The following is a 12,236-nucleotide window of genomic DNA, read 5'->3' as shown; positions in this document are numbered from 1 at the left end:
AAGGGGTACATCATGCGCATAACCCAGGGCTGCTTCTCCTTCCTGCCCGATCTCACCGACGAGCAGATCACCGCGCAGGTGCAGTACTGTCTCGACAAGGGTTGGGCTGTTAACATCGAGTTCACCGACGATCCGCATCCCCGCAACACCTATTGGGAGATGTGGGGCCTGCCGATGTTCGATCTGCGCGACGCCGCGGGTATCATGCGGGAGCTTGCCGAATGCCGGCGCGTGTATGGCGACCGCTATATCCGGATCTCCGGCTTCGATTCGAGCCACGGATGGGAGTCCGTGCGCATCTCCTTCATCGTCAACCGGCCCACGAACGAGCCCGGCTTCCGGCTCGACCGGCAGGAATCCGTCGGTCGCAACCTCCGCTATTCGACACACGCTTACGCGGCGGAACGCCCGGAGGGCGAGCGCTACGCAGACCGTTAACCGCGTCCGGTTCAAGCCAGGCGGGTGGCTCCCTCGGCCGACCTGGTCCGGATGCACTTCTCCGTCGTCGCCAGGTTGCGGCGACGGAGCTTTTCGACACGAGAGCAGGATGACGCAACCACAGCCACAGACCAACGAAGGCCCGCTGGAGGCCGTCGATCTCCGCCGCGAATTCGCCGATCTTGGCATCGGCGCCGTGCTCGACCAGCTCGATTCCGAGCTGATCGGCCTTAGGCCAGTGAAGACGCGCATCCGCGAGATCGCAGCGCTGCTGCTGGTGGAGCGCATCAGGCAGAAGATGGCGCTCGCCACCACCTTTCCGACCCTGCATATGTCCTTCACCGGCAATCCCGGCACCGGCAAGACTACGGTAGCAATGCGGATGGCCAGCATCCTGCACCGGCTCGGCTTCGTGCGCCGCGGCCACGTCATCAGCGTCACCCGCGACGACCTGGTCGGGCAATATATCGGCCACACCGCACCAAAGACGAAGGAGATCTTGAAGAAGGCGATGGGCGGCGTGCTGTTCATTGACGAGGCCTACTACCTCTATCGCCCCGACAATGAGCGCGACTACGGCCAGGAGGCGATCGAGATCCTGTTGCAGATCATGGAGCAACAGCGCGAGGATCTGGTCGTGATCCTCGCCGGCTATGGCGACCGCATGGAGAAATTCTTCCAGAGCAATCCGGGTTTTCGTTCCCGCATCGCCCATCACATCGACTTCCCCGATTATTCCGACCCCGAGCTGTTCGCGATCGCCGAATTGATGCTGCAGCAGCAGAACTACCACTTCTCAGCGGCGGCACGCGATGCCTTCATCCGCTACATCGCCGTGCGCAAGACCCAGCCGCTGTTCTCCAACGCGCGCTCGATCCGCAATGCGCTGGATCGTATCCGGCTGCGCCAGGCCAACCGCATCGTTTCCCGGCTGGACCGGGTGCTCACGGCCGACGACGTGATGTCGATCGAGGCCGGCGATGTGCTGGCGAGCCGGGTCTTTTCGAAAGGCGCGACGGACAAGGAGACATGAGCGAGACGCTGACAGCCGTGCGGGCGGCGGCCTTCGGAGACCTCCTTGCCCGCGCCCACGCACTGATCTTTGACGTCGACGGCACAATGGCCGAGACCGAGGAGGTGCACCGCCGCGCCTTCAACGAGGCGTTCTCGCGCGCAGGCCTCAACTGGTACTGGGACCAAGCCACCTACGGACAGTTGCTGCGCGTCGCCGGGGGCAAGGAGCGCATCCGTGCGTTTTCCATGCGCAAGCGAACCATGCCGCTGCTGTCGACGCGCGAGATCGCGGAGCTGCACCAGATCAAGACTGCGCGTTATGCCGAACTGATCGCAACGGGCGGCTGCCCGCTGCGGCCTGGTGTGGAAGCCTTGCTCCGGAAGGCCCGATGGCGCAGCCAGCGCCTGGCGATCGCGACGACGACCTCGCATGCCAATATCGATGCGCTGCTGTCGGTGGCGCTGGGCGAGGATTGGGCCGAGTGGTTCGAGGCGATCGTCGCGGGCGACGATGTGCCCGAGAAGAAGCCGGCACCCGACGTCTATCTCATGATGCTGGCGCGACTGTCGCTCCCTGCTTCCCGCTGCATAGCCATCGAGGACTCGCGCAACGGATTGATCGCGGCCTCGCGCGCCGGCATTCCCGTGCTGTTCACCCGCAGCGCCTACTTCCGCGACGATGATTGCTCGGAAGCGCTGCTCGCCGTCGATGAACTCACCGAGATCGCCGGCTGACGCTGCCGCGTGCCAGCTGGAGCGCCGTAGCCCGGGTGGAGCGCCGTAACCCGGGGCCGCTCACAAAGTTGATGCAGATGTCCCGGGTTGCGCTTCGCTCCACCCGGGCCACGGCCCTTGACTATCAGCATTCAGTTATATAATAATACAGTTATATAATGGACACTCGATATGCCAAACCTCGACGCCGCCTTTTCAGCGCTCGCCGACCCGACCCGCCGGGCTATCCTGGCTCGCCTTGCGCTGGGCGAAGCGACCGTCATGGAGCTGGTCGAGCCGTTCGAGCTGACGCAGCCCGCCATCTCCCGCCATCTCAAGGTGCTGGAAAGCGCCGGCCTGATCATTCGCCGCGTTGAAGGCACCAAGCGACCGTGCCGGCTCGCGCCGACCGCCGTGGCCGAGATCGACCAGTGGCTTTCGATGCTACGGCAAGCCCTGAACGCGAATTACGACCGGCTCGACCAGGTTCTGGCCGATATGAAAACCGAGAAGTGAAAGGCTTCCCATGACCAGACTGACGCTGAAGACCGAAGGCGATCGATATGTCATCGTCACCCGCCGCTTCGCCGCGCCGCCAGAAGCCGTCTATCGCGCCCATACCGAGCCGGAACTCTTGCAGAAATGGCTGCTCGGTCCGCCGGGCTGGACCATGCCGGTCTGCATCAGCGAAGCCCGTCCTGGCGGCAAGATCCGCTACGAGTGGAGCAATGGCAAAGGCGGCGGGTTCTATCTGACCGGCGAATATCTGGAGCTCGCGCCGTTCAGCCGCATCGTCCACGTCGAGCGCATGCATCTGCCGGACCCGACGCCGGACAATCACGTCGAGACCATTTTCGCGCCCGACGGCAGCGGCACCTTGATGACGATGCGAATGACGCTGCCGGATGCAGCGACGCGGGAGGCGATGCTGGCGACCGGCATGGAGCACGGAATGGAAGACAGCTACGCCCGGCTCGATGCGCTTGCGTAGCCGGTCTTACGGGATGAGACGCTCGTCGCGTAAACGCGCGAACAGATCGAAGAAGCTATCATCGGTTGTTTGGTAATCGAGAAAGCCGAGCTTGCGGCTCTTGCTCATATCGGTAACGACCTCGATCGGGCGACCGAGGTCGGCGTCGGTATGCCAGGCCGAGGTGAGCACGCCGAGATCGGACTCGGCCAGCCGATATTTTCTGGCGATGTCGGACCAGATCGGGCCCGCATCGGCCAATTGTCGCTCCAGCGGAATTCCTTCGCCCTGAAATGGCGCCGGCTTTAGTCCAAACCAGTCGGCCAGCCGCTGCCACATCCAGCTCCAGCGAAACACGTCGCCATTGACGACATTGAACGCCTGATTGCGGGCGGCCGGCGTTGTCGCCGCCCATTCCAGATGGCGTGCGAGCAGCCGCGCATCCGTCATATCGGTAAGACCATTCCACTGCGTCGCGGAGCCCGGAAACAGGAACGGACGTCCGGTCTCGCGGCAGATGGTGGCGTAGACCGCGAGCGTCACGCCCATGTTCATCGCGTTGCCCACGGCATAGCCGATGATGGTGTGCGGCCGATGGATGCTCCAGCCAAAGCCGTCGCGACCAGCCGCCGCGAACACTTCGTCTTCCTGGGCGTAGTAGAAATTCTCGATCTCGAGCCGGGGCTGGTCTTCCCGAAACGGCGTGGCGGGCAGCTTGCCCTTGCCGTAATTTTCGAACGGACCAAGATAGTGCTTCAGCCCGGTCACCAGCGCGACATGCCTGACCGAGCCTGCAGGCGACAACGCCTCGAGCAGGTTGCGCACCATCGCAGAATTGACCCTGATATTCTCGGCCTCGGTGTTCTGGCGCAACCACGTGCAGATGAACACGTCCGTCGGTCTCAGATCATGTAGCGCCTTGCGAACCGATGCGGGGTCCAGCAGGTCCGCCGCCACCGGCTGCGCGCCGATGTTGGCTGGTGGCCGGCGCGCCAGCGCGTAGACCTGCCACTCCTGCTGACGCAGGTGCCGGACCAGATTATTGCCGACGATACCGCTTGCGCCCACGACCAGCGCTGAACCCGCCATGTTCCAACCTCCAGTGATATCGGTGGGAGATAGGATTGGTCGACGCATCAACCAGGGCAGCCGCGCCGGGAATAACTCTTTCGTGAGCGAGCCTCGCCTCGACTACTCCATCACCGCCGCATGGTCCGAGGATGCCTGCGACTGCGACCGCAGCGCCGCCTTGGTCGAACCGATCATGATCGCAAGCGGGATCGAGGCCAGGATGAACACCATCACGAGCTGGTAGTCGTGGGCGAACGCGATGATCTGCGCCTGCACCGCGACGATCTTATCCGCCATCGCGCGGCCGGTGTCGGTGTTGAGATTGATCATGCCACTGACATTGGGCATCTGCAGCGCATGGTTGAAGGGGGTGATGTGCTCGGACAGCGTCGCGTAGATGCGCCGCGAGCCTTCCGTGAGCTGCGCGATCACGATGGAGATGCCGATCGAGCTGGCGACGTTGCGCAGCAGCGTCAGCATCGAGGTGCCATCAGTGCGCAGGTGATTGGGCAAGCTCAGGAACGCCACGGTCGAGAGCGGTACGAACACCAGTCCGAAGCCGAAACCCTGGACGATGCTCACGACCACGATCTCGGTCGCGCTGGTCTGGTCGGTCCAGCCGGTCATCACGAACAGCGACGCGGCGGTCAGTGCCAGGCCGGAGATGATCAGCGTGCGCGCCTCGATGAAGCGCATCATGCGTCCGACCAGCATCATCGCGACGAAGGTGCCGCAGCCGCGGCTCGCCAGCAGCACACCGGCGGTGATGATGGGATAGCCGATCACGTTCTGCAGGTAAGGCGAGGACAGCGCCATGGTCGAGTAGAGCACAAGCCCCATCACGGTCATGAACACGCAGCCGCCGACGAAATTCCTGTCCTTGAACAGCTCGAACCGGATGAACGGCTTCGACGTCGTGAACGAATGGGCGAAGAAGTAATAGAAACCGATGCCGCTGATGATGAACTCGGCGATGATCTCGTTGGATTCGAGCCAGCCGAGCTGCTCGCCGCGGTCGAGCGCAAGCTGCAGCGAGCCGATCGCGACCGCGAGCGCGCCGAAGCCGAACCAGTCGAAGCGCAGTTCCAGGTTCTGCTTGGTCTCGTCCATGAAGATGATGAGGCCGAGCACGGTGATGGCCCCGAAGGGCAGGTTGACGAAGAACACCCAGTGCCAGGAATAGGTCTCGGTCAGCCAGGCGCCGAGCGAGGGTCCCATGATCGGGCCCATCATCACGCCCATGCCCCAGATCGACATCGCCTTGGCGCGTTCGTGCAGCGCGTAGGAGTCGAGCATCACGGCTTGCGACAGCGGCACCAGCGCTGCGCCGAACACGCCCTGCAGCAGGCGGAACAGCACCATCTGGCTGATGTCCTGCGCCAGGCCGCACAGCACGGAAGCCACGGTGAAGCCGGCGGAGCAGATGATGAAGATGCGCTTTCGGCCGAACCGGTTGGCGATCCAGCCGACCGGCGCGGTCATGATCGCGGCCGCCACGATGTAGGACGTGAGCACCCAGTTGATCTGGTCCTGCGATGCCGACAGCGTGCCCTGCATATAGGGCAGCGCGACATTGGCGATGGTGGTGTCCAGCGCCTGCATGACGGTCGCTGTCATCGCGCAGACCGTCACCATGTTCCGGCGCAGGCCGGGCACCATGCTGGGCGAGGGGGCCGCCGTCGACATCTGTTCTATCGCCTGGTGCTGGTTGGTTGAATCGGTCGGGCCGCGGGCACCACCTCTCCCCGCCGGGGAGAGGTCGCGCCGAAGGCGCGGGTGAGGGGGATCAGGTCCCACGAGAGAGCGCAACCCCTCACCCGGATCGCATCTTGCGATGCGATCCGACCTCTCCCGATAGGAGAGGTGGCGAGTTCCGATGCCGCACCAACTCGACCTGATTTCATTAGACCTAGTCCTGCTCGTGGGTCGCTGCGGCCGAGGACAGGCCGAGCAGGCCGGACAGCGTGCGGCGATGGTTGGTGTCGATGGTGGCGTAGACGCTCATGCCCGCCTTCAATTTGCGCACCATCTTGTCGTTCTTATCGAAATAGATCCTGACCGGCACGCGCTGCACCACCTTGACGAAGTTGCCGGTCGCGTTCTGCGGCGGCAGGATCGCGAATTGCGCGCCGGTGCCGGGCGAGAGCGAGCCGACCGTGCCCTTGAACAAATGGTTCGGGAACGCGTCGACCTCGAGGTCGACCGGCTGGCCGATCGCGACATAGGTGAAGTCGGATTCCTTCGGGTTGGCGTCGACCCAGGGGTTCGCCACGTCGATGATGGAGAACACCGGCGTGCCGGCGGCGATGAAGCGGCCGAGCTGGATCTGCTCGACCTGGGTGGCGGTGCCCGCCATCGGCGCGCGCATCACGGTGTGGTCGAGGTTGCGCTGGGCCTCATCGAGCTTGGCCTTCGCCTGCGCATAAGGCGGGAATTGCTCCAGCGGCAGGTCGGGATTGCCGAGCAGTTGCGCCTTGGAGCTGGAGATCTGCTGCTTGATGAACTCGGCCTGCGCGCTCGCCGTCACCAGCGACGTCGCGGCATTGTCGAGGTCGAGCTGCGAACCGAAATTGCTCTTCACCAGCGACTGCTTGCGGTCGACGTCCCGCTGCTTCAGGTCGACCCCCCGTTGTGCCAGATCGAGCATCTGGCCGTAGATTTTGATATTGGCGACCAAATTGTCATAGTTCGTGCGTGCCTGATCGAGCGCCCCCTTGGCCTGGTCCACCGCAAGGCGGAACGGCACCGGGTCGATCTCGAACAGCACGTCGCCTTGCTTGACCTGCTGGCCTTCCTTGACCACGACCTTCTCGATCTTGCCGGAGATGTCGGGCGTGATCAGCACCTTCTGTGCGCCGACATAGGCGTCGTCGGTCGACACGTAGCGGCCGCCGTTGAGATAGAAGACGACGCCGCCGACCAGCACCACCAGCGGCAACACGACGAGGAGGAGGAATCGGCGATAGCGCCGCAAGCCCGCCATCAGGCCGCGCGGCTGATCGGTCTTCGCTGGAGCCGAGGCCGGATTGTCCCTCTGCTCGGGCGCGAGTTTCAGTACGGGATCAGCCATAGCGCTGCTCTTTTCTGGGAGATTCGCCGGCCGGGGTCTGGATGGCATTGCGGACGTTTTCCTTGATAGATTCGAGTTGGGCGAGCAGACGGTGGGCATCGGCGGGGCTGATGCCTTCCAGCGCGGTTGCAGTGAGTTCGGAGCGAAGGCCGGCGAGCTTGGCGAGCAGCGGGCGCGCCGCCTTGCGCAGATAGAGGCGATTGACTCTGCGGTCATTCTCGTCGCCGCGGCGCTCGATCCAGCCATTGTCGCAGAGCTTGTCGATCAGCCGGGTCAGCGTGATCGGTTGCATCTCGAGCAACTCGGCAAGCTCGGTCTGCTTCATTCCCTCGCTGCGCTCGACCTTGGTCAGCACCGCCCACTGCGCGCGGGTAATTCCGTAGCGCGCGGCCTCCTTGTCCGCGTAGACGCGGATCAGGCGAAACAATTCACCGAGCGTGAACATGAAGTTCGCGTCGACGGACCCCGGCATAATCTACCCTCCATAAGCTTTGGCTATAATAAGCTAGCTTATGATTTCCGCATGTCCGGTTAACGGAAGGCAGCTCCGCTTCCAGAACATGGCTGGGAACGGGGCGAGCCCCGGGGCTTTGGGATCGCCGGTCAGGCTGCTAAAATGGTGCATATGACGTTGGCAAAACCCACATTTCCCGCACCTGACCACGATCACGGCCGCTGCACTGCGGAAGGGATCGCGCATGCCGAGGAGGTCTGCGCGCGGCGGGCGCAGAAGTTCACGCCGATCCGCCGTCAGGTGCTCGGGGCGCTATTGTCCAGCCACCGGCCGCTGGGCGCCTATGAGGTGATTGACGAGCTCGCCAAGTCGATGCCGCGCCCGGCGCCGATCACCGTCTACCGCGCGCTCGATTTCCTGATGGAGAACGGCCTCGTCCACCGCATCGAAAGCCGGAACGCGTTTCTGGCCTGCGCGCATGATCACGACGAGACTTCGATGGTGGCATTCCTGATCTGCGATCGCTGCGGCGCGGTCGGCGAAATTCCGGCGGCGCCGGTGGCACAGAGCCTGAAGGCCGCGGCGCGCGCCGCGGGCTTTGCGCCGAAGCTGTCAGTGGTCGAGATCGCCGGCACTTGCGCGCATTGCCAGAAAGAAACCAGGGCCGTTGTCTGATTGAATTTGAGCATGATCCGGAAAAGTGGAAACCGGTTTTCCCTCGCGACAAACGCGAAGCGTTTGCGCGGAGATCATGCTCAGAGAAAGAGATGAGATCACGATCCGATCCGATCGGATCATGCAACCCGGAAGTCCCCTGCTCCGGATTCCAAACGATAACACGGCGCCAAGCCGGAAACCGAGGCAACATGTCAACGCAAACCATCTCCAGCGTGGCCGCAACCGGGCGCGCGCTCACCCCGGGCGCGGTCGCGATCATGCTGATGCTGTGCGTGAGCTGGGGATTCAACCAGATCGCGGTCAAGCTCGCGCTGCCCGACATTCCGCCGATGCTGCAGGCGATGTTCCGCTCCGCCGGCGCGTTGCCGGTGATGCTGATCGTGGGCTGGCTGCGCGGCGTCAAATTCTTCGAGCGCGACGGCACGCTTCTGGCCGGCCTGGCCGCGGGCTTGATGTTCGGCATCGAGTTCGTGCTGATCTTCAGCGGCCTGGTGTTCACCTCGGCCTCGCGCGCGTCGGTCTTCCTCTATACGGCGCCGTTCTTCGTCGCATTCGGCTCCCATCAGTTCCTCGGCGAGCGGCTCTCCGCCTTGCAATGGAGCGGGCTCGCCTTGAGCTTTGCCGGCGTCGCGCTTGCGATCGGCGTGCCGCAGCCGGATGTCGACGCCAAGGTCTTGCTGGGCGATCTGATGGTGGTCGGCGGCGGCGCGCTTTGGGCGGCCACCACGCTGGTCGCCAAGGGGACAGCGCTGCGCAAGGCCGCGCCGGAAAAGGCGCTCGGCTATCAGGTCGCCCTGTCGATTCCGATCCTGGGTATCGCCTCGTGGCTTGCGGGCGAAACCATCACCCATTTTCCCAGCCCGCTGTCGCTCGCCTTGATGGCGTATCAGGCGATCTGGGTGGTGGGTTGCACCTTCGTGATCTGGTTTGCGATGGTGAAGATGTATTCCGCCAGCAAGCTGTCGGCCTTCACTTTCATCACGCCGCTGTTCGGCGTCGTCGCTGCCTATATCATCATGCATGACACGCTGACGCCGGTATTCGGCGTCGCGGCGCTGTTGGTGATCATCGGCCTCTATCTCGTGAACAAGCCGGATCCGAAGGTGACGCCGGATCCCAATGTGCCGGCGTAATGTCGTCGTCCCGGGCTTGACCCGGGACCCATAACCACAGGTCTTTGTGATATGCTCCGCAGCAACTACTTGCTCACGCTACGACACGCGCCTGTGGTTATGGGTCCTGGCCTTCGCCAGGACGACGAAAGATGCGCGCCTATCCCCGTTCGATCGGCAGGGTCTCGTCCTTGGCCCATTCGCCCATCGAGGCATCATAGAGAGTCAGGTTGTCGTAGCCGAGCCGATGGAGCTGGAATAAATCGACCGTGGCGGAAATGCCGCCGCCGCAATAGGCGATCACGCGCTTGTCCTTGCTGATGCCTTGGCTTGCGAATTTCGCTTCCGCGTCCGCGCGCGCGATGAACGTCTTCGCCGTGGGATCGAGCAACGTCGCCGCCGGCACATTGACGCTGCCGGGAATGCGTCCCGGCCGGCCGTAGCGGCTGGGTTCGAGGCCTGCGTGGAATTGTGGACCCAGCGCATTGACGGTGACGGTGCCTTGGTCCCCTCGTGCGGCGAGCACGTCGTCCTTGCCGACGAAGAAACCCGCTCGCGGTTTCGCGGTAAACGTCGCGGGCGGATAGCCCTTGGCGGGGCCGGTCTCGAGCGGGCGTCCTTCCGCTTTCCACTTGTCCAGGCCGCCGTCGAGCACGGAGGCGCCGTCGAAGCCCAGCGATTTCAGCATCCACCAGAAGCGCGTCGCCCACATCGGCGTGCCGATCGAATACAGCACCACCCGGCTGTCGGGACCGATCCCGTGGCGGCCGAAGGCGGTTTCGAGTTGCGCGACGAGGGGCATCATGAAGCGCAGTTCCGTGTTCGGAGCGGAGAATTCGCCCTGCAAGTCGAGAAAATCGGCGCCGGCGATATGGCCGGCCTCGAAGGTTTCTTTCCCCGGCACCGCAATATAGGGAACGCCGCTGCCTTCCGGCGCCGGCTCCAGATAGGTCGTACAGTCGAAGAGGCGAAGATCCGGCTGATGCAGGATATCGGCAAGTTCCGCCGTGGTGATAAGCTCATCCCTCGCCATCTGCACCTCCCGCGGGTTGTATTTGCTTCAAGGTATGGCGCGCGGCAGGGGATGAAAAGCCGTCCTCGCGTGTTCGCGGGCCCTTTAATCCCCCGAATCCTCCCCCGATATACCGGTCAGCCCATCGGACGGCCGCCGGTCTTGCGTTCGATCCCGCTTTCAGGCGCAAGCTGTTGAATCTCCGTTAGAAAATATGTGATCCAATAAACCGCCAGCCCGCCTTCGTGCCCCCCTTGGTGAATGTCACCAAAACCTGATATTCGAGACGCCATGAACAAGCCCGAAATTCTCAGCGACGTCGCCGGCCCAGCGCCCCGGCATCAGACAACCCAGGTCATGGTCGGCCATGTCGCCGTCGGCGGGGGCGCCCCGATCGTCGTGCAGTCGATGACCAACACCGACACCGCCGATGTTGATGGCACCATCGCCCAGGTCGCAGCACTTTCGCGCGCCGGCTCGGAAATGGTCCGCATCACGGTCGACCGCGAGGAAGCCGCTGCCGCCGTCCCGCATATCCGCGATGGCCTGCGAAAGCGCGGCATCGACACGCCCCTGATCGGTGATTTCCACTATATCGGCCACAAGCTGCTCGCCGAATATCCGGCCTGCGCCGAGGCGCTCGACAAATACCGCATCAATCCCGGCAATGTCGGCTTCAAGAACAAGCGCGACTCGCAATTCGCCGACATCATCGAGATCGCTAACAAGAACAACAAGCCGGTGCGCATCGGTGCGAACTGGGGTTCGCTCGACCAGGAACTCTTGACCAAGCTGATGGACGAGAACACGGCCTCGCCGAACCCGCGCGATGCCCGCGCGGTGACGCGCGAAGCCATGGTGCAGTCGGCGCTATTGTCAGCGGCCCGCGCGCAAGAGCTCGGCATGCCCAAGAACCGCATCATCCTGTCGGCCAAGGTCTCGGCCGTGCAGGATCTGATCGCGGTCTATCAGGATCTGGCGCGCCGCTCGGATTACGCGATCCATCTCGGCCTCACCGAGGCCGGCATGGGATCGAAGGGCATCGTCGCATCCTCGGCAGCCCTCGGCATCCTCTTGCAGGACGGCATCGGCGACACCATCCGGATCTCATTGACGCCCGAGCCCGGCGGCGACCGCACGCTGGAAGTCCAGGTCGCGCAGGAACTGTTGCAGACGATGGGTTTCCGCACCTTCGTGCCGCTGGTCGCGGCCTGCCCGGGTTGTGGCCGCACCACTTCGACCACCTTCCAGGAATTGGCGCGCTCGATCCAGGATTTCATCCGCGACGAGATGCCGGCCTGGAAGACGAAATATCCCGGCGTCGAGCAGCTCAACGTCGCTGTCATGGGCTGCATCGTCAACGGTCCCGGCGAATCCAAGCACGCCAATATCGGCATCTCGCTTCCAGGCACCGGCGAAGCGCCGGCCGCGCCTGTCTTCGTCGACGGCAAGAAGTTCCGCACCCTGCGCGGCCCCGCGATCGCCGCCGACTTCAAGGCGCTGGTCATCGACTACATCGACCAGCGCTACGGCCAGGGCAGCAGCGTGCCCGCGAGCACGGTGACCGCGGCGGAGTAACGGTTCTCTCCGCCGACCACCCGCTTCTCCGCTGTCGTCCCCGCTTTCGCGCTAGGGCATGCACAGATGTGGTGCGGTGCGGCGGATTGACTCGGGGCGGGTGTGAGGGATTCCAGAATCGGGAA

At 63.7% G+C, this 12,236-nt stretch carries 13 protein-coding genes; 8 read left to right on the top strand and 5 right to left on the bottom strand.

The genetic code is table 11. The features are described 5' to 3' along the window. The first annotated feature begins 12 nt into the window (after positions 1-12). From ACZXDY_RS14920 to ACZXDY_RS14900, 5 genes are all read left to right on the top strand, one after another. Entirely contained in the window at positions 13-438 is a 426-nt protein-coding gene (locus ACZXDY_RS14920) for a ribulose bisphosphate carboxylase small subunit (RefSeq protein ID WP_464346009.1), read from the top strand. Between the two features lie 109 nt (positions 439-547). Then, a complete protein-coding gene (gene cbbX, locus ACZXDY_RS14915) occupies positions 548-1,471 on the top strand; it encodes a CbbX protein (protein ID WP_464346008.1) in 924 nt (307 codons plus the stop codon). After that, complete coding sequence (locus ACZXDY_RS14910) at positions 1,468-2,187, top strand: HAD family hydrolase (RefSeq protein WP_464346007.1); 720 nt, start codon at positions 1,468-1,470, stop codon at positions 2,185-2,187. Before cbbX ends, ACZXDY_RS14910 begins: the two co-directional genes overlap by 4 nt. Before the next feature lie 171 nt (positions 2,188-2,358). After that, a complete protein-coding gene (locus ACZXDY_RS14905; protein WP_130225373.1) occupies positions 2,359-2,682 on the top strand; it encodes an ArsR/SmtB family transcription factor in 324 nt (107 codons plus the stop codon). Positions 2,683-2,692: 10 nt separating this feature from the next. Next, a complete protein-coding gene (locus ACZXDY_RS14900) occupies positions 2,693-3,157 on the top strand; it encodes an SRPBCC domain-containing protein (RefSeq protein WP_464346006.1) in 465 nt (154 codons plus the stop codon). Between the two features lie 6 nt (positions 3,158-3,163). Here ACZXDY_RS14900 and ACZXDY_RS14895 read toward each other — a convergent pair whose 3' ends face one another. The 4 genes from ACZXDY_RS14895 to ACZXDY_RS14880 all read right to left on the bottom strand — a co-directional run bounded on the left by ACZXDY_RS14895 (position 3,164) and on the right by ACZXDY_RS14880 (position 7,749). Further along, a complete protein-coding gene (locus tag ACZXDY_RS14895) occupies positions 3,164-4,225 on the bottom strand; it encodes an SDR family oxidoreductase (protein WP_464346005.1) in 1,062 nt (353 codons plus the stop codon). A 102-nt stretch (positions 4,226-4,327) separates the two neighbouring features. After that, entirely contained in the window at positions 4,328-5,893 is a 1,566-nt protein-coding gene (locus ACZXDY_RS14890) for an MDR family MFS transporter (protein WP_456641485.1), read from the bottom strand. 223 nt (positions 5,894-6,116) lie between these two features. Further along, positions 6,117-7,277, bottom strand: a complete 1,161-nt coding sequence (locus ACZXDY_RS14885; RefSeq protein WP_464346004.1) for an HlyD family secretion protein — start codon at positions 7,275-7,277, stop codon at positions 6,117-6,119. Continuing rightward, positions 7,270-7,749 carry a MarR family winged helix-turn-helix transcriptional regulator gene (locus ACZXDY_RS14880; protein WP_028168004.1) on the bottom strand — a complete coding sequence of 160 codons (480 nt, stop codon included), beginning with the start codon at positions 7,747-7,749 and terminating at the stop codon, positions 7,270-7,272. Before ACZXDY_RS14880 ends, ACZXDY_RS14885 begins: the two co-directional genes overlap by 8 nt. Before the next feature lie 153 nt (positions 7,750-7,902). On the opposite strand from ACZXDY_RS14880, the gene ACZXDY_RS14875 reads away from it, so the two are divergent. After that, positions 7,903-8,406, top strand: coding sequence for a Fur family transcriptional regulator (locus ACZXDY_RS14875; protein ID WP_456641483.1), 504 nt, complete (start codon positions 7,903-7,905; stop codon positions 8,404-8,406). Positions 8,407-8,666: 260 nt separating this feature from the next. After that, positions 8,667-9,542 (top strand): DMT family transporter, encoded by an 876-nt coding sequence (locus ACZXDY_RS14870; protein ID WP_464346056.1) that lies wholly within the window; start codon positions 8,667-8,669, stop codon positions 9,540-9,542. Between the two features lie 139 nt (positions 9,543-9,681). Here the strand turns inward: ACZXDY_RS14870 and ACZXDY_RS14865 are convergent, their stop codons facing one another. Then, positions 9,682-10,554 carry a sulfurtransferase gene (locus ACZXDY_RS14865; RefSeq protein ID WP_464346003.1) on the bottom strand — a complete coding sequence of 291 codons (873 nt, stop codon included), beginning with the start codon at positions 10,552-10,554 and terminating at the stop codon, positions 9,682-9,684. Positions 10,555-10,824: 270 nt separating this feature from the next. On the opposite strand from ACZXDY_RS14865, the gene ispG reads away from it, so the two are divergent. After that, complete coding sequence (ispG, locus tag ACZXDY_RS14860; protein WP_464346002.1) at positions 10,825-12,111, top strand: flavodoxin-dependent (E)-4-hydroxy-3-methylbut-2-enyl-diphosphate synthase; 1,287 nt, start codon at positions 10,825-10,827, stop codon at positions 12,109-12,111. Positions 12,112-12,236: the final 125 nt, after the last annotated feature.

The sequence above is a fragment of the Bradyrhizobium sp. LeoB3 genome, assembly GCF_055456055.1.
This window is presented reverse-complemented; position numbering and strand designations above follow the sequence as displayed.